This window comes from uncultured Hymenobacter sp. (assembly GCF_964243305.1).
Classification (GTDB): Bacteria; Bacteroidota; Bacteroidia; order Cytophagales; family Hymenobacteraceae; genus Hymenobacter.
The window spans coordinates 13,872-29,642 of sequence record NZ_CAXTEF010000011.1; the positions used below are offsets into that span (position 1 = coordinate 13,872).

At 63.8% G+C, this 15,771-nt stretch carries 16 protein-coding genes; 9 read left to right on the top strand and 7 right to left on the bottom strand.

Annotated features, from left to right (window positions below):
• Nucleotides 1–28: 28 nt before the first annotated feature.
• The 3 genes from ACFE70_RS08600 to ACFE70_RS08610 all read right to left on the bottom strand — a co-directional run bounded on the left by ACFE70_RS08600 (nucleotide 29) and on the right by ACFE70_RS08610 (nucleotide 3,093).
• Nucleotides 29–658, bottom strand: a complete 630-nt coding sequence (locus ACFE70_RS08600) for a hypothetical protein (RefSeq protein ID WP_375417323.1) — start codon at nucleotides 656–658, stop codon at nucleotides 29–31.
• 178 nt (nucleotides 659–836) lie between these two features.
• The gene (locus tag ACFE70_RS08605; protein ID WP_375417324.1) at nucleotides 837–1,505 is read right to left on the bottom strand and encodes a hypothetical protein; all 669 of its coding nucleotides are present in this window, start codon (nucleotides 1,503–1,505) and stop codon (nucleotides 837–839) included.
• 181 nt (nucleotides 1,506–1,686) lie between these two features.
• A complete protein-coding gene (locus ACFE70_RS08610; RefSeq protein ID WP_375417325.1) occupies nucleotides 1,687–3,093 on the bottom strand; it encodes a dicarboxylate/amino acid:cation symporter in 1,407 nt (468 codons plus the stop codon).
• 169 nt (nucleotides 3,094–3,262) lie between these two features.
• Between ACFE70_RS08610 and ACFE70_RS08615 the strand changes: the two genes are divergently transcribed.
• The gene (locus tag ACFE70_RS08615; protein ID WP_375417326.1) at nucleotides 3,263–4,282 is read left to right on the top strand and encodes a dipeptide epimerase; all 1,020 of its coding nucleotides are present in this window, start codon (nucleotides 3,263–3,265) and stop codon (nucleotides 4,280–4,282) included.
• Between the two features lie 123 nt (nucleotides 4,283–4,405).
• Here the strand turns inward: ACFE70_RS08615 and ACFE70_RS08620 are convergent, their stop codons facing one another.
• Nucleotides 4,406–4,906 (bottom strand): DUF6799 domain-containing protein, encoded by a 501-nt coding sequence (locus ACFE70_RS08620; protein ID WP_375417327.1) that lies wholly within the window; start codon nucleotides 4,904–4,906, stop codon nucleotides 4,406–4,408.
• Between the two features lie 216 nt (nucleotides 4,907–5,122).
• Here ACFE70_RS08620 and ACFE70_RS08625 point away from each other — a divergent pair, with 216 nt between their 5' ends.
• Both ACFE70_RS08625 and ACFE70_RS08630 read left to right on the top strand, forming a co-directional pair.
• Nucleotides 5,123–5,581 (top strand): MarR family winged helix-turn-helix transcriptional regulator, encoded by a 459-nt coding sequence (locus tag ACFE70_RS08625; protein ID WP_375417328.1) that lies wholly within the window; start codon nucleotides 5,123–5,125, stop codon nucleotides 5,579–5,581.
• A 71-nt stretch (nucleotides 5,582–5,652) separates the two neighbouring features.
• The gene (locus ACFE70_RS08630; protein WP_375417329.1) at nucleotides 5,653–6,321 is read left to right on the top strand and encodes a YceI family protein; all 669 of its coding nucleotides are present in this window, start codon (nucleotides 5,653–5,655) and stop codon (nucleotides 6,319–6,321) included.
• A gap of 70 nt (nucleotides 6,322–6,391) precedes the next feature.
• Here the strand turns inward: ACFE70_RS08630 and ACFE70_RS08635 are convergent, their stop codons facing one another.
• Nucleotides 6,392–6,952, bottom strand: a complete 561-nt coding sequence (locus tag ACFE70_RS08635) for a hypothetical protein (RefSeq protein WP_375417330.1) — start codon at nucleotides 6,950–6,952, stop codon at nucleotides 6,392–6,394.
• 208 nt (nucleotides 6,953–7,160) lie between these two features.
• On the opposite strand from ACFE70_RS08635, the gene ACFE70_RS08640 reads away from it, so the two are divergent.
• The 6 genes from ACFE70_RS08640 to ACFE70_RS08665 all read left to right on the top strand — a co-directional run bounded on the left by ACFE70_RS08640 (nucleotide 7,161) and on the right by ACFE70_RS08665 (nucleotide 14,009).
• Nucleotides 7,161–7,442: an ATP-dependent Clp protease adaptor ClpS gene (locus tag ACFE70_RS08640; RefSeq protein ID WP_375417331.1), complete on the top strand. Its 282-nt coding sequence runs from the start codon at nucleotides 7,161–7,163 to the stop codon at nucleotides 7,440–7,442.
• A 151-nt stretch (nucleotides 7,443–7,593) separates the two neighbouring features.
• Nucleotides 7,594–8,208, top strand: a complete 615-nt coding sequence (gene recR / locus ACFE70_RS08645; RefSeq protein ID WP_375417332.1) for a recombination mediator RecR — start codon at nucleotides 7,594–7,596, stop codon at nucleotides 8,206–8,208.
• Nucleotides 8,209–8,378: 170 nt separating this feature from the next.
• On the top strand, nucleotides 8,379–9,182 hold the full coding sequence (locus ACFE70_RS08650) for a class I SAM-dependent methyltransferase (RefSeq protein WP_375417333.1): 804 nt from the start codon (nucleotides 8,379–8,381) through the stop codon (nucleotides 9,180–9,182).
• 51 nt (nucleotides 9,183–9,233) lie between these two features.
• Nucleotides 9,234–11,378, top strand: a complete 2,145-nt coding sequence (locus ACFE70_RS08655) for a glycosyltransferase family 2 protein (protein WP_375417334.1) — start codon at nucleotides 9,234–9,236, stop codon at nucleotides 11,376–11,378.
• Nucleotides 11,379–11,587: 209 nt separating this feature from the next.
• Entirely contained in the window at nucleotides 11,588–12,811 is a 1,224-nt protein-coding gene (locus ACFE70_RS08660) for a pyridoxal phosphate-dependent aminotransferase (RefSeq protein ID WP_375417335.1), read from the top strand.
• A 202-nt stretch (nucleotides 12,812–13,013) separates the two neighbouring features.
• Nucleotides 13,014–14,009, top strand: a complete 996-nt coding sequence (locus ACFE70_RS08665; RefSeq protein WP_375417336.1) for a bifunctional heptose 7-phosphate kinase/heptose 1-phosphate adenyltransferase — start codon at nucleotides 13,014–13,016, stop codon at nucleotides 14,007–14,009.
• Nucleotides 14,010–14,095: 86 nt separating this feature from the next.
• On the opposite strand, the gene ACFE70_RS08670 is transcribed toward ACFE70_RS08665, so the two are convergent.
• Together ACFE70_RS08670 and ACFE70_RS08675 are read right to left on the bottom strand one after the other, a co-directional pair.
• Nucleotides 14,096–14,659, bottom strand: coding sequence for a sugar O-acetyltransferase (locus tag ACFE70_RS08670; RefSeq protein WP_375417337.1), 564 nt, complete (start codon nucleotides 14,657–14,659; stop codon nucleotides 14,096–14,098).
• Nucleotides 14,660–14,768: 109 nt separating this feature from the next.
• Nucleotides 14,769–15,704: an Rpn family recombination-promoting nuclease/putative transposase gene (locus ACFE70_RS08675; RefSeq protein ID WP_375417338.1), complete on the bottom strand. Its 936-nt coding sequence runs from the start codon at nucleotides 15,702–15,704 to the stop codon at nucleotides 14,769–14,771.
• Nucleotides 15,705–15,771 lie beyond the last annotated feature (67 nt).

Genomic DNA, 15,771 nt, shown 5'->3' on the forward strand with positions numbered 1-15,771 from the left:
CTATACGCAGGCCAGTCGGGGCCGGCTGCTACCGGGGACGCGTCAGCTCAATAAGCTGACTGGAAGCCTGTTTGAGGTTATAAAAAGCCGAGTCGCTCCGGGTTGGCTGGCTGCTGCCCGGCGCGGAGATGCGCAGGTAAGCCTGCTTCTGGCGGTTCTCATAGCAGGTGCAGCAGCCATCGGCCTGGTAGCCGCCATCAAGCGTGATGCTCGACACATCGTAGCGCTGCCGCACCCGCAGGCGGCTCGTCTGGCGGCGGCCATTCGTGAGCAGAATAGCGTAGCGGTAAGCGTTGACGCGCAGCGAGCCGCTAATGGGAAACGGCGCCGTGTTGCTGATGGTGATAATATCATTGGCCTGCCGCGCCGTGGGGCGGGCCAGCACCACGGTATCGGGCACGATGGGCGCCGGCGGCACCGGGGTTGCCGGCGGGTCTTTTTTGGGGGGTAGGCGATAGCGCACCAGCCGCACGGTATCCACCTCTTCGGGCCGGAAGCTGCTGGGGTCCAGGGCGGGGTCGCCAACCCGAAATTGCAGCTGGATGGCATCCTCCAGCTGGTCGTCGCAGTCGCAGGTATTATTGGCGCAGCAGCCGGCCAGCAGCGCGGCCAAGCCGAGCAGGTAGGCCAAAGCAGCGAAGGGAGAGGAGCGGCGCATAAGTAGTTCAAAGGTACGGCGCGCGCTGCCACTGCCCCCTACCCCCCTCCTCCCGCTCCAACCCCCGCCCTGGGCGGGGCGGGCGGCGCGAAGCTGCCCTTTAGCCACGGGTCCTTCAGCCAATAGCCAAAGCTGGCTTTTGGCCTGGCCCCGGCCGCTCTCCCGGCCGCCTGGGGCATTAGTTAGCGGCGCGCTGAGCCGTGGGGCCGGCCGCGGGCAGCGTCGGATTATCCACGGGGCCGGTGCCGAGCAGGCGCGGGCGCACCCGGCTGGCGGCTGAATCCAGCTGCGGACGGATGCGGGCCAGTGCCGCGCGCAGGGCCTGCACGTCGGAGAGGCGCGGGGCGGCGGTCTGCGAGTAGCCGTGGTACATGGCCACGCGCACGTTCGACTCGCCGTAGCCGGCGTAGCAGCCCACTTCCTGGCCCTGGGCATCGAGCAGTTGCAGCTCGACGGTAACGTTGGATTTGTAGTTTTCCAGCGGCACGCCCAGCAGGCTCGGCAGCATCAGCGTGGCCATCTGCACGGCCTGCAGGCCGCGGTTGGTGCGGCGCACGCGGGCCTCGGTCACGGTGAGCTTGGCGTAGCCAAAAGTGGCCGTATCGGTGGGCTCGACCACGTTCTGGGTCAGCTCGCGCCGGAGCACGCGCAGGGCGTCGTCGGGCTCGGCGCCGTCGGTGCTGGCCAGCGGGCCGTTGTCGGCCGCCACTTCCAGCGGGGGTAGGCGCCGGGCAATCTGGGCCTGCGGTGTGTCGCTCATCGCGTGCTTCACCGATATGCAGGAGGAGGCCAGCAGCAGGGCGGCGGCGAGCGCCAAAGCGGGCTTTAAAGTCAGAATAATCTTCATGCGGCAGGATATAACAAAACAGTATAATTTCAAGCTGATTCAGGATTTAAAGCTATTAAAGCGCCTAAAAACAGGATTTATACTGCTAAGTTACTAGGAAATATCTGCCAATGGAAGGATGTCTGCGTGAGCTTGGTGGAGTGGGATATTTCTGGTGCTTAGCCCGTGGCGGCCGGGGTCATCAGGCCTCGGCGGCCACGGGCTCGACGGCCGTCAGGGCGGGGTCGGCCACGTAGTTGTCCACGAACTCGCCTTCCCAGCGGGCCACCACGGCCGTGGCCAGGCAGTTGCCGATGACGTTGACGGCGGTGCGGGCCATGTCCATGAGCGCGTCGATGCCCAGGATGATGAACACCGGCCAGGTAGGCAGCTTGAACGAGGCCACCGTAGCCAGCAGAATCACGAGCGAGGCCCGCGGCACGCCCGCCACGCCCTTGGAGGTGAGCATGAGCGTGAACACCATCACCAGCTGCTCGCCCAAAGAAAGCTCGATGCCCGCCGCCTGCGCCACAAATACCGCTGCCAAAGACAGATAAAGCGTGGTGCCGTCGAGGTTAAAGGAGTAGCCCGTGGGCATCACGAAGGCCACGATGCGGCGCGGCACGCCGAGGCCTTCCATCGCCTCCATCGCCCGCGGCAGCGCCGCCTCCGATGAGGTGGTGGCGAAGGCGATGCTGACCGGCTCGGCAATGGCCTGCACGAAGCGCCGCACCGGAATGCGGGCCAGCAGCGCCACGGGCAGCAAGACCAGCAGCACGAACGCCACGAGCGCCGCGTAGAGCGTCAGCAGCAGATAGAACGCATTCTTGAGCGGCTCAAACCCCATCTTGCCCACCGTGTAGGCCAGGGCGCCGCCCACGCCAATCGGGGCGAAAAACATCACCACGTTGGTGAACTTGAACATCACCTCCGAGAGGCTTTCCACGATTTCCAGCATCGGACGGCGCTTGCTCTGGTGCACCATCGCCAGGCCGATGGCGAAGATGATGGCAAACACTACGACTTGCAGCACCTGCCCCTCGGCCACCGACTTGGCAATGTTTTCGGGGAAAATGTGCAGGATAATGTCGGCCGGGGTTTGCTTTACGGTTTGCAGCTGCTCGGTTTCGGCGGCCACGCCGGCCTGGCTGATGCCCACGCCGGCCTTGGTCAGGTTGATGGCGGCCAGCCCGATGAAGAGGGCAAACGTGGTGACGACTTCAAAGTAAACCAGCGCCTTGACGCCCATCTTGCCCACCTGTTTGAGGTCGGAGTGGCCGGCAATGCCCACGACGAGCGTGGCGAAGACCAGCGGCGCGATGATGGTCTTGACCAGCCGCAAAAAGATGTCGCTGAGCACTTTCAGGCTCACGGCGAAGGCGGGGAAGTCGTTGCCAATTTCCGCCCCCACAAACATGCTCACCACAATCCAGAACGTGAGCGAGCGGCGCTGCACCGCGTAAAGCGCCAGCGCCAGTAGAAAGGCCCAGCGCGCCACCAATGATACCACCGGCGGCGGACCCGGCACGACAAACGACGTGAGAACGGTGCAAACGGCGGCCACCAGGAACAGCAGCAGCGCGATGAGAGCGGGGCGGGAAAACGTCATAAGGAAAAAAGGAATCAGGAAGAGCTGGCCGCAGCTGGCCGCGTCGGACGGCAAAGGTAGATTTGCGGCGCCGGCTTGCCGCGGCCCCGCTGGCGGTCCTGGCGGCAGGAGCCGCGCCGTTCGGCCCCGCGGCGGCCGGGCCCGGCGCCTCGTTTTCCCTACCCCCCCCATGTCCTGGACCCTGACCACCTACGAGCTGCCGCTGCGCTACGTCTGGAAAATCGCGCGCGGCGCGGCCAGCACCAAAACCAACCTGGTGGTCGCCCTCCATCGGCAGGGGCGGGCGGGCCGCGGCGAGGCCGCCCCCAACCTGCGCTACGGCGAGACGCCCGCCGCCCTGCAAGCCGAGTTTGCCGCCTTGCAAGCCGCGGGGCTCGACCAGGTTGGGTCGCTGGCCGCGCTCGATGAGCTGCTGGCGGCCGGGCCCGTTTCGCACGCGCTCAGCTTTGCCCTGGAGGCGGCGCTCACGCACTGGCTGGCGGCGCGGGCCGGGCAGGAGGTGTGGCAGTTTCTAGGGGTGCCGCGGCCGGCGCGGCAAGTGCCCACGGCCTTCACGCTGCCCATCATGCCGCCCGGCGAGGTGGCCGGCTTTCTGCGGGCGCAGGGCGCGGCGCGGTTTTCGCCCCTGAAAATCAAGCTCAACCAGGACGAGGGTCTGGATTTGCTGCGCGAAGTCACGCGCCGGCTGCCCGGCCACCCGCTGCTGCTCGACGGCAACGAGGCCTGGCCCGACGCGGATGGGTTACTGCGGTTTTTAGAAAATATAAAGGCGCTGCCCGGCTTAAATGTGCGCCTGCTGGAACAGCCCCTGCCGGCCGCCGCCGAGGCCGATTACCGCGCCTTGCGCGCCCGCTCACCCTACCCCCTCATCGCCGACGAATCGGTGACGGACGCGGCCGACTTTGCCGCCATTGCCCAGCAGTTTCATGGTGTGAATATGAAGCTGATGAAGGCCGGCGGCTACCGGCGCGGCCTGGACTTGCTGCGTCAAACCCGCGCCCACGGCCTGCTCCCCATGATTGGCTGCATGGTCGAAACCTCGCTCGGCATCTGGTCGGCGCTGCAAATCAGCACCCTGGCCGACGTGCACGATTTAGACGGCGCGCTGGTGGTGCGCGACGAGCCTTTCGGACTGGTGCAGGAAGCCAATGGGGCTTTGACGGCGCAGGAGGGGGTAGGGATAAGCTAGGTTTTCGCCCGGCTTCGCGTCTACTTTACTTCGCGCCCTACTTCACCCCGGCCAGCTGCGCATCGAGTGCCCGCAGCTGCTGGTCCAGCTCCGAGGTGCGGGCTGATTTGGGCTTGCCTTTGCTCAGCAGCGCGATTTCTGGTTCAATAGCTCGACTTTACGATTCAGGAGCTGCACGCGCAGGCCGAGCACGTTGGCGCGGGCTTCGGCGGGGCTATCGTTGGTCGAAATCGGGCCCTGCACGAGCTTATCATACGGGGTATCAGCGCCCGAACTGGCCTGCTCGCCGCGGGCCGCGGCGGCGCTGGCGGGCGTGGCGAAGACGATGCCGCCGTCGGGCTTCACGTAGTCGCCCTCACGCAGCGTCGTCATCTTGCCGCCCGGCAGCTCCACGATGCCGCTTTTGACGTTGATTTTGGTGCCGCCGGCCAGGCGCACGTTCTGGCTCAGGGCGGTGGTCTGGGTGCCCTGGCGGTGCACAACCGCGCCGTTGAGCAGCACAAACTGCGAGCTGGCGGTGGTCGCGACGGGAAAGCCGCCTTCCTGAGCAGCGGCCAGTTGGGGGGTGGCGGCCAGCACGGCCAGAAGAAGAGCGAAGCTCATAGCGCGGGGCAGCAGCGGCATGGCAGAGGGGGTAGAAATGAGAAAGACGCCTTTACGTGAATGGTTGAGTTAGGATAGGGGGTAGGAAGTGTAGCGCGGACTTTGTAGTCCGCGAGTGGACGAGTTTAGCAGCGCCCGCGCGGACTACTAAAGTCCGCGCTACGAAAATAAATCCGAACAATGTTGCGACATTTAATGTATCTACATTAGTTTTGCAGCCTCAACCGGCCCGCCGTCATGCGCCTCGAAGACGAAATCAAGCAGCCCCACTTCCGCGACGACTTCCAGAAAGCCTACATTAACGTGGTGTACACCGCCGGTTGGCTGGCGGTGCGGCAGGCGGCCATGCTCAAGCCTTTTGGGTTGAGCTTGCCGCAGTTCAACGTGCTGCGCATTTTGCGCGGGCGTCACCCGGAGCCCGCCACCGTGGCCCTGCTCATCGAGCGAATGCTGGACAAAACCAGCAACGCTTCGCGCATCGTGGACCGGCTGGAGGAAAAGCAGCTTGTCACGCGCCGGGTGTGCCCGGCTAACCGCCGCGCCGTGGATATTCGCATCACCGAGGCCGGCCTGCGGCTTTTGCGCCAGATTGACGATGTGCAGGCCGCCAGCCCCGGTCCGATTGGCCTCGACCAGCTCAGTCCAACGGAGCTGCGCCAACTCAACAGCCTGCTCGATAAAATCCGAACTTCCTGAGATGATTTTCGGGCCTGACTTTTAATTTTTAACTCGTTATCTTTCAAATCATTCTCTCTTTTTTTGCAATCATGAAAAAAATCCTGATGCCCGCCCTGCTGGCCGCTGCCCTGCTGAGCGCCCCGGCCTACGCCCAAACCGTGGCCAGCACCACCGCCAAGCCGGCCAAAGAAAGCCGCGCGGCCACCAAAGCTGCCAAGGCGGCCACTACATACAAGCTTCAGCCGCAGCTTAGCACGCTGGGCTGGGAGGGCAAAGCCGTGACCCACGGCCACGAGGGCACCATGCAGTTTGCCGATGGCGTGCTGATTGGCAACGGCACGCAGCTCACCGGCGGCGTGGTGGTGGTGGACATGAAAACGATGAAGGCCACCGACATCAAGGACGCCGACAGCCAGGCCAAATTTGTGGGCCACATGGGCGGCGACGACTTTTTCGCTTCCGAGAAATTTCCCACTGCCACGTTTAAAATCGTGAGCGTGACGCCCATCAAGGGTGCGGCGGCCGACGCCAACAACGCCACCATCGCCGGCGACATGACCATCCGCGACGTGACGCAGCGTATCAGCTTCCCGGCCAAAGTGGGCGTGAAGAATGGCGCCGCCGCTGCCAGCGGCACCGTCACCATCGACCGCACGAAATTCGGCCTCAAATACGGCTCGAAAACCTTCTTCGACAGCATCGGCGACAAGGCCATCAACGACGAGTTCACCCTGAGCTTCAACGTGATTGCCAAGTAAGCTTTGCAATTGATTTTGCTGATTATTGAAAAAGCCCCGGCCAGTTTGTCTGGCCGGGGCTTTCTTAATTTTAGTCCGGCAGCAGCAGCTTCCGCGGCAGCTCAAAGGCTAGTTGCCACCGATTATCATAGCTGTGCAGCTGCTGGAAAAAATCGTCCAGCTCACTTTTATACTCCAGCCACAGGTCGGGGTGCAGGTTTTTGAGCACGAGGCCCGCGGTGCGCACCGTGAGGCGGGCGGTGGCTTTGTAGAAGAGGTTGTGCGAGGAGTCGAGCGAGCCGGTATAGTTGCCGAAAATCAGCCGCAGGATATACATGTCCAGGTCAGCTTCTAATTGCCGGCTTTTGGTGATGCGGCGGGCGCGGGCCACTTCCTTTTGGGCTTTACTGAGCACCTTGGGCAGGCTTTTGTGCAGCAAATAGCCCGACACGCTCACGTTGAACAGCTCGTGGATGCGGTCTTCGGCGTCGCTTTGCACGCTGGCCAGCGTCACGTCTTCCAGCAGCTCGAAGCGGAGCGCGTCGTAGAATTCGGCGTCGCGGCGCGCGGCGCGCAAGAGCAGCGTTTCCTTTTCCTTGTCGGAAAGCTGCCGCAGGGCGCGCTTGAAATCGGCGGACGGAACAACGGGCATGGCGGCGAAAAGCAAAAACAGGGGGGTAGGAGCGGGGCTAAACCAGGGGCAAGGTAGCGCCGGCCGGCGGCACAGCCTGGGAGCACGGTCTAGGCGCGCCGCCGGGCGGCTTGGCCAGGCGCGGGGGGGGTAGGGCCGAAACGATTTCGGCGAAATTGAAGTTAACCAGCGCTAACCTGCGCGCCCGCTTCGGGCGTAATTTTGTGCCATGAACACCCGCCCCCAGATTGATTTTGAGGAAGACGTCCTGCTGCTCGAAGAAACCGTCGAGCTGCGCAACCTCGTCGTGTACAACGATGACATCAACACGTTCGACCACGTGATTAAAACCCTGATGGACGTGTGCGGCCACGAGCCCGAGCAGGCCGAGCAGTGCACCCTGCTGATTCATCACAAAGGCCAGTGCACGGTCAAGAACGGCGTTTTCGAGGAGCTGGCGCCCATGTGCACCGCCATCCACGACCGCGGCATCTCGGCTGATATTGTTTGATTTGTAATTACGCTAAACGACCGTCATGCTGAGCGCAGCGAAGCATCTCGCCCGTCACTAACCAACGGTAAATAACGATTGAGTTGGTGCCGCACGCGGGATGCTTCGCTGCGCTCAGCATGACGGTCGTTTAGCATGACGGTCTACTTATATGGAGTACCCTTCCAAACTCATTGAAAACGCGGTGCTGGAGCTGGCGCGCCTACCGGGCATTGGCCGCAAAACCGCCCTGCGCCTGGCCCTGCACCTGCTCAAGGCCCAGACTGAGACCACGGTCAGCCTGGCCGAGGCGCTGGCCAAGATGCGGTTTGACATTACCTACTGCCGCACCTGCCACAGCATCTCCGACAGCGAGGAGTGCGGCATTTGCGCCAATAAGCTGCGCGACCACGGCACGGTCTGCGTCGTCTCGGACGTGCGCGACGTAATTGCCATCGAGAACACCGGCCAGTACCAGGGCGTGTACCACGTGCTGGGCGGCGTGATTTCGCCCATCGAGGGCATCGGCCCGGCCGATTTGAACATCGACTCGCTGGTGAGCCGCGCCGGCGCCGACGACAGCGAGATTCACGAAATTATTCTCGCCATCAGTCCCACGATGGAAGGCGACACGACGGCTTTTTACCTTTCGCGCCGCCTGCGCGATTTGCCCAAGGTCAACCTCAGCACCATTGCCCGCGGCATTCCGATGGGCGGCGAGCTGGAATATGCCGACGAAATCACGCTCGGCCGCAGCATCGTCGAGCGCCAGCGCCAGGCGCGGTAGGGGGGTAGGGCAGTGGCAATGTTAGAGCAAAAAGGTGGTCATGCTGAGCGCAGCGCAGCAGCTCGCTTGCGGCAGGAATCAAGATGGCAGAACAACGATTGGATTACTTCCCCGCGCGAAATGCTGCGCTGCGCTCAGCATGACCGCCTTTTTGCTCTAACATTGCCTTTATGACCAAAGCCGCGCTCAGCACCTGGCTCCGGCGCGCCGGGCTCATGCACCTGGCCGACACGGTGCGCTTCCGGCTGCTGCAACGGCGCTACCGGGCCGGGAACGAGGCATTTCGGCGGGAGAATCCGGGGGTTTCCCTACCCCCCGACTATCTGATGTACGAGTCGTTCAAGCTCAGCTACCGCAGCTACTATGAGGGCGGGCGCGAAACGGCGGCGTGGGTGAAAGGCCATCTGGCCCCGTTCCTACCCCTGCAAAATCAGCTCATCCTGGACTGGGGCTGCGGGCCGGGGCGCGTGATTCGGCACCTGCCGGCGGTTATCGGGGGCGGCTGCCGCTTCGTGGGCACCGATGCAAACGCCGAGTCGGTAGCCTGGTGCCGGGCGCAGCTGCCGGGCATCACGTTCTTGCTCAATGAGATGATTCCGCCGCTGGCCGCCGACGCCGGCGCGTTTGATGCGGCCTACGGCATCTCTATCTTCACCCACCTCTCGGCGTCCGCCCACGAAAGCTGGCTGGCCGAGCTGCTGCGGGTGCTGCGGCCCGGCGGCGTGCTGCTGCTCACCACCCACGGCGGCGCGTTTCGGCCCATTCTCACCCCGGCCGAGCGGGCGCTCTTCGACGCTGGGCAGCTCGTGGAGCGCCGCCACGTGCGCGAGGGCCACCGCGTATTTGCCGCGTTTCAGCCGGCGCCGTTCCTGCACCGTTTGTTTGCGGGGCGGCTGGAAGTGCTGCGCCACGAGCCCGGCCAGTGGCAGGGCCACACCGCCAGCCAGGACGTGTGGGTGCTGCGCAAAATGTAGGGTGCGGGGCTTGCCCCCGCCCGGCGTGCGCGCCACTGGACGAGTAACCCGATGCCGCCCACGCCGGGCGGGGGCCAGCCCCGCACCCTACGCTTAGCTTTGCCGGTCAGCTACAGCTCAACCAACGTGAAGCTTTCCGTCGTCATCGTCAACTACAACGTCAGCTACTTTCTGGAGCAGGCGCTGCTCTCGGTGCGGCGGGCGGCGCAGGAGCTGGGTGAGCCCGTAGAGGTGCTCGTGGTAGATAATAATTCGGCCGACAACTCCGTGGCGATGGTGCGGGCGCGCTTCCCGGAGGTTGTTTTGCTAGCCAACCAGCACAATCCGGGCTTCTCGAAGGCGAATAACCAGGCCATCCGCCGAGCCCGCGGCGAGTACGTGCTGCTGCTCAACCCCGACACCGTGGTGGAGGAAAGCACCTTCCGCGCCTGCTCCGACTTTATGGACCAGCACCCGCGGGCCGGCGGCCTGGGCGTGCTGATGCTCGACGGGCAGGGCCGGTTTCTGCCCGAAAGCAAGCGCGGCCTACCCACGCCGGCCGTGGCCTTCTACAAGATATTTGGGCTGGCGCGGCTGTTTCCGAAGTCGCGCACCTTTGGGCGCTACCACCTGGGCTTTCTCGATAAAAATCAAACCCACGAGATTGAGGTGCTCAGCGGCGCATTTATGTGGCTGCGCCGCGCCGCCCTGGAGCAGGTCGGCTTGCTCGACGAGGATTATTTTATGTACGGCGAGGACATTGACCTCTCGTACCGGCTGCAGCGCGGCGGCTGGCTCAATTACTACTTTCCCGGCGCCCGCATCATCCACTACAAGGGCGAAAGCACGCGGCGCACGAGCGTCAACTACGTGTTTGTTTTCTACCGGGCGATGGTGATTTTTGCCCGCAAGCACTTCGCGCCAGGCCGGGCGGGGCTGTTTTCGCTGCTTATCAACGCCGCCATCTGGCTGCGGGCGGGCGCGGCCGTAGCCCAGCGGCTGGCCGGCCGGGCCGCGCCGTTTCTGCTCGATGGCAGCCTGATTTGGGGCGGCCTGTACCTGCTCAAAACTTACTGGGAGCGCAACCACAAGTTCGCGCCCGGCCTCTACCCGCCGCGCTATATGCTAGTGGCCGTGCCCGTTTACATTCTGGTTTGGCTGCTTTCGGCTTACCTGAGCGGCGGCTACGCCCGCCCCCTGAAAACTGGCCGCGTCGTGCGCGGCATCGCCGGGGGCACGGTGCTGATTTCGGCGCTGTCTAACTTCCTGGACTACTGGCGCTTTTCCAAGGCGCTCCTCATTCTGGGCGGCGCCTGGGCCGTCGCGGCGCTGGTGGGACGGCAGCTGCTGGCCCACTTCCTGCGCTACCGCGACTTCCGCCTCAGCGAGCGGCGCCAGCAGAACATCGCCATCGTGGGCTCCGAAATCGAAAGCCGCCGCGTAAGCCAGCTCCTGGCCGCCGCGGCCGTGCCCGCCCGCGTCATCGGCTTTATCAGTCCGGCCGGGGCCGGAGTCGGGGCTTTGAGCGCGGCGTGGGGGGTAGGGAAAGGGGAAGTAAACCAGCCGCCGGCTTGGGCCGAAGAAATCCCTACCCCCCCCGCCCCGGCCAAAGCCTCATCCCCAGCCCCGGCCGGCGACTGGCTCGGCGACAGCTCGCAGCTCGACGAGCTGATTCAGCTCTACGCGCTGGAGGAGCTGATTTTCTGCGGCCAGGACGTGCCGGCCAGCCAGATAATGACGCTGATGCAGCGCGTGCAGAGCCCGGCTGTGAGCTTTAAGATATTGCCCGAAAACAGCCAGTACATTATCGGCAGCCGCGACAAGGACGCGCCCGGCGACTACTACGTGCCGGCGCAGCTGCTGCGCCTGCACCAGCCCGCGCAGGTGCAGGCCAAGCGGGTGCTCGACGTGGGGCTCAGCGTGGGGCTGTTGCTGCTCGCCCCGCTGCTGATTGGTTTTCAACGAGATAAGCTGGGTTTCCTGCGCAATGCCGGGCAAGTGCTGCTGGGCCGCTACCATTGGGTGGGGCTGCGCTACCCGGCCGGCGGGCGCCCGCCAGCTCGCGCCGTGCTCTCGCCCCTCGACGCGGCCCCGGTGCCCGCCGCGCCGCTCACCGAAGCCACCCGGCGCCGGCTGGAGCTGCTCTACGCCAAAGATTACGAGCCGGAAATGGATTTGCGCATCGTGGCCCGCTGCTGGCGCCGCCTGGGGCAGTAGGGGCCGCGCCGCCACGGCCCGCGCCGGCCGGGTCGCGCCGCCAGGAGGTTGGTTTCGTGGTTTATTGTTTGGGCGTGGTCGTTCGGTGAGCCAGCGGCCTACTCCTAAGCGGCCTATTCCTAATTGACACGGGGCTTAGCCTTGCGCCAGCTTGGTGCCACGCTACCAACTCTGCTTTACTTTTGCTTTCTCTTCCTCCTCATCACCTTATGTTGCCCATCGTCCCGCCGCCCGCCGCCACGAGTTTTCTTTCCGAGCGCATCAACACCATGCAGGAGTCGCAGACCATTGCGATGGCCAAAAAAGCCCGCGCCCTGGCCGCGCAGGGCGTTGATGTAATTAACCTGAGCTTCGGCGAGCCCGATTTTCAGACGCCGCAGTACATCAAGGACGCCGCCAAACAGGCGCTCGATGAGGGCTACACCTTCTACACGCCCGTGCCCGGCTACCTGGATTTGCGGCAGGCCATCTGCGACAAGTTTCAGCGCGACAATAAGTTAGACTATCAGCCCAACCAGATTGTGGTGAGCACCGGCGCCAAGCAAAGCCTGGCCAACGTGGTGCTGAGCCTGGTCAATCCGGGCGAGGAGGTAATTGTGCTGGCGCCCTACTGGGTCAGCTACGAGGAGATGGTGAAGCTGGCCGAGGGCGTGCCCGTGCCGCTGGTCGGGCGCCTCGAAAACGACTACAAGGTGACTGCCGCCGAGCTGGAAGCGGCCATCACGCCCCGCACCAAGCTCATCATGTATTCTTCGCCCTGCAACCCGACGGGCAGCGTGTTTTCGCGGGAGGAGCTGGGCGAAATCGCCGCCGTGCTGGCCCGGCACCCGCAGGTTTTTGCGCTGGCCGACGAGATTTATGAGTACATCAACTTCGTGGGCGAGCACGTGAGTCTGGCGCAGTTTTCGGAGATTAAAGACCAGGTAATCACCGTCAATGGCTTCTCCAAGGGCTACGCCATGACCGGCTGGCGCCTGGGCTACCTCGCCGCCCGCCCCGAAATCGCCAGCGCCTGCGAGAAAATGCAGAGCCAGGTCACGTCGGGCGCCTGCTCTATCGCGCAGCGCGCCGGCCTCGCCGCCCTGCAAGGGGGTAGGGATTCGGCCGACGAGATGGTGGCCGCCTACCACCGCCGCCGCGACCTCGTGCTGGATTTGCTGAAGGAAGTGCCCAATCTGCCCACGCCGACCCCCAGCGGCGCCTTCTACGTCTTCCCCGACGTATCGGCCTACCTGGGCCGGACGGCCCCCGATGGCCTGACGCTGGCTACGTCGGACGATTTGGCCATGTTTCTGCTCAATGATGCCCACGTGGCAACCGTGGCGGGCACCGCCTTCGGGGCGCCGCAGTGCCTGCGCATCAGCACCGCTGCCAGTGATGAGAAGCTTATCGAGGCGTGCGAGCGCATTAAAGGCAGTTTAGCTAAGCTGTAGACGGCGAGGCGAGAAAAAAAGACCGTCATGCAGAGCGCAGCGAAGCATCTCGCGTGCGGCAGTAATCAATGGTAAACAACGATTGGATTACTGCCGCACGCGAGATGCTTCGCTGCGCTCTGCATGACGGTCTGTTAGCGCAAAGCGGCGCGGCAGGTCCTCAAACCTACCTTTGCGGCCTCTACCCCCCTCACTTGCCGCAATGCCCGCCGACCCGCTCGCCACGCTCTTTCACGATTTCAACCGCCTGCGCGTCCTCATTATCGGCGACGTGATGCTCGACGCCTACGTGTGGGGCCGCGCCGGTCGCATCTCGCCCGAGGCGCCGGTGCCCGTGGTGAACGTGGCTCGCACCGAGCAGCGCCTGGGCGGGGCCGCCAACGTGGCCCTGAACGTGCAGGCGCTGGGGGCCACGCCGCTGCTCTGCGCCGTGGTGGGCGACGACCGCGGTGGCGACGAGCTGCTGGAGCTGCTGAGCGCCAATGGCTTAACGGCTGAGGGCATCGTTCGCAGCCCGCACCGCCCCACCACCGTCAAGCAGCGCATTCTGGCCGCCGGCCAGCACCTGCTCCGCCTGGATTCGGAAGTTGAAACCGAACTGAACGCGGAAGAAAACGAGCAGCTCCTGGCCCGCTACGAGCAGCTGCTGGCGCAGGCCGACGTGGTCATTTTCGAGGATTATGACAAGGGCGTGCTCACTGCCACCAGCATTGCCCATTGCCTGGAATTGGCGCGGGCGAAGAATATTCCCACCGTTGTGGACCCCAAGCGGCGCAACTTTCTAGCCTACGCCGGCTGCACGCTTTTCAAGCCTAACCTCAAGGAGCTGCGCGAAGGCCTCAAACTGGAATTTGACGACACTGCCGCCGACCGGCCCGCCTTCGAAGCTGCTGTGGCGCGGCTGCGCGAGTTGCTGCACCCCGCTATCGTGCTGGTTACGCTCTCTGAGCGCGGCGTTTTTAGCCAGCAGGGAAACGAGAAAGCTTACCTGCCGGCCCACGTGCGCAGTATTTCCGACGTGTCGGGCGCCGGCGATACGGTCATCAGCATTGCTGCGCTCTGCGTGGCGCTGCGTCAGCCCGCCACCCTCACCGCCGCGCTGGCCAACCTCGGCGGCGGACTGGTCTGTGAGCAGGTGGGCGTCGTGCCGATTAACAAGCAGCGGCTGCTGGAAGAGGCGCGGGCGGCGGGGTTGTAGCGCCAAGAGGGGGTAGGAAAATCAAGGAGTTAGAAGTTGCGAGTTAAAAGCAGGCGGACCTTTTAAATTTTAACTTCCTTAACCCTCTAGCTTTCAGGCGCCAGACTACGAATTATCCTGGCCGGGTTGCCGGCGGCCAGCGAATACGCCGGAATATCTTTCGTAACCACGGCGCCGGCCCCAATGACGCAGCCCGCGCCGATGCTGACGCCCGGACACACGATGACCCCGCCGCCGAGCCAGCAGTCGTCGCCGATGCTGATGGGCCGCGTCAGCTCCAGGGTGCGGCGCGTGGGCACATCGAGCGGATGGCTGGCGGTATAAAGCTGCACGCCGGGCCCAAACAGCACGTGGGAGCCGATGGTGACCTTGGCCGTGTCCAGCACCACGCAGTTCACGTTGAAATACACATTGGCGCCGCAGTAAATGTTGCTGCCATAGTCGCAGAAGAAGGGCGGCTCGATGTAGAGATTGGGGCCAGCGTGCGGCAGCAGCTCGGCCAGCACTTGCCGGGCCGCATCAGTGAGCAGGTACTCGGTCACGTTGAGGCGGTGCAGCAGCTGCTTGGCGCGGGTGCGCTCCTGCACCAGGGCCGGGTCGGCGGCGAGGTACAGCTCGCCGGCTAGCATTTTCTCTTTTTCGTTGAGCATACGCGGCGGGCGTTGGCTTCAGGTTTTTGAGGAGCGTGCCCGAGCCGCCTTCGGCCTGGACGGTGCCGTCACTGTCTTTGAGTTTGAGGCAGGGGGTAGGGGAATCTGCTTACGCACTGCCCGCACCCGCCGCCCGAACACCTTCGACAAAAGCGGGCGTAACGTTAGCGGCAGCGGCGATTTGCGCAGTTGTCAGCAGGTTCATCGCCAGCAAATTCCTGACTGTGGCGGTGGCAGCCTGCTGCATTCCTTCCTGCATTCCCTGCTGCATTCCTTCCTGCATCCCTTCTTCCAAGCCAATTTGCCGGGCTTCCTGCTCAGCTTTCTCAACTTGCTTTTTGACGACCTGCACGGCGTGGGCGTTTTTGGTCATCGTCATCTGGTAGAGTAGCAGCTCTTCGGGGTCCATGCTGCGCCAGTCCAGCTCCTGCATGGCGGTGCGAATCCACTCTTCGGTCCAGAATTCGGGCCACTTGGTTTGGTCTTCGGGAGCTTGGTGCAGCGTTTTCATGGTGTAGAGCAGCTTGTCGAGGTCCGTGATGATGGCCGCGGCGGGCTTGACGAATTTAGGCAATTCCACGGTGATGAACACGGTTTGGTCGTCCATCAGCTCCCCGGCCTCATTGCGCAGCACCGCCGTGTTGTGGTAGGCACTGATTTCAGGGAAGATGGTCGTGCCCAGAATGCCGATGCAGTAGATGCGCGGTAGGTTTTTAAAGCTGTAGTCGCCGCGCAAGACCAGCGTGTTGAAGCGGTAGAGCGAGTAGAATTTCATGCGCTGCAAAAACTCCGGGTAGTTGCTGAGCTGCATCTCCACGATGAAGTAGCGGCCCAGCTCGTCGGTGCAGGCTAAATCGTAGACGCCGCCGCGGCTGTCGGGGTTGAGCCGCACCAGCTCATTGGGCAGAAAGGTGACTTCCGCGATGGGCGTGTCGGACTGAATCAGCGCTTGCAGGGCGCGGCGCAGAAACAGGCTGTCGCGCTCGTTGCCGAACGTGGCCTTGAAGCCGTAATCCGAGAGGAGCGAGATGAAAGGGCCTTGCATGAAGCTGGGTTAAACGCCTGCGGGGGAGCGGATGCGGTTGCGGCGTTTGGGATTTAGGAGGGGGGTA

Coding starts and splice junctions, on each gene's coding strand:
- ACFE70_RS08600 (WP_375417323.1), bottom strand. CDS start 658: ATGCGCCGCTCCTCTCCCTTCGCTGCTTTGGCCTACCTGCTCGGCTTG.
- ACFE70_RS08605 (WP_375417324.1), bottom strand. CDS start 1,505: ATGAAGATTATTCTGACTTTAAAGCCCGCTTTGGCGCTCGCCGCCGCC.
- ACFE70_RS08610 (WP_375417325.1), bottom strand. CDS start 3,093: ATGACGTTTTCCCGCCCCGCTCTCATCGCGCTGCTGCTGTTCCTGGTG.
- ACFE70_RS08615 (WP_375417326.1), top strand. CDS start 3,263: ATGTCCTGGACCCTGACCACCTACGAGCTGCCGCTGCGCTACGTCTGG.
- ACFE70_RS08620 (WP_375417327.1), bottom strand. CDS start 4,906: ATGCCGCTGCTGCCCCGCGCTATGAGCTTCGCTCTTCTTCTGGCCGTG.
- ACFE70_RS08625 (WP_375417328.1), top strand. CDS start 5,123: ATGCGCCTCGAAGACGAAATCAAGCAGCCCCACTTCCGCGACGACTTC.
- ACFE70_RS08630 (WP_375417329.1), top strand. CDS start 5,653: ATGAAAAAAATCCTGATGCCCGCCCTGCTGGCCGCTGCCCTGCTGAGC.
- ACFE70_RS08635 (WP_375417330.1), bottom strand. CDS start 6,952: ATGCCCGTTGTTCCGTCCGCCGATTTCAAGCGCGCCCTGCGGCAGCTT.
- ACFE70_RS08640 (WP_375417331.1), top strand. CDS start 7,161: ATGAACACCCGCCCCCAGATTGATTTTGAGGAAGACGTCCTGCTGCTC.
- recR (WP_375417332.1), top strand. CDS start 7,594: ATGGAGTACCCTTCCAAACTCATTGAAAACGCGGTGCTGGAGCTGGCG.
- ACFE70_RS08650 (WP_375417333.1), top strand. CDS start 8,379: ATGACCAAAGCCGCGCTCAGCACCTGGCTCCGGCGCGCCGGGCTCATG.
- ACFE70_RS08655 (WP_375417334.1), top strand. CDS start 9,234: ATGCCGCCCACGCCGGGCGGGGGCCAGCCCCGCACCCTACGCTTAGCT.
- ACFE70_RS08660 (WP_375417335.1), top strand. CDS start 11,588: ATGTTGCCCATCGTCCCGCCGCCCGCCGCCACGAGTTTTCTTTCCGAG.
- ACFE70_RS08665 (WP_375417336.1), top strand. CDS start 13,014: ATGCCCGCCGACCCGCTCGCCACGCTCTTTCACGATTTCAACCGCCTG.
- ACFE70_RS08670 (WP_375417337.1), bottom strand. CDS start 14,659: ATGCTCAACGAAAAAGAGAAAATGCTAGCCGGCGAGCTGTACCTCGCC.
- ACFE70_RS08675 (WP_375417338.1), bottom strand. CDS start 15,704: ATGCAAGGCCCTTTCATCTCGCTCCTCTCGGATTACGGCTTCAAGGCC.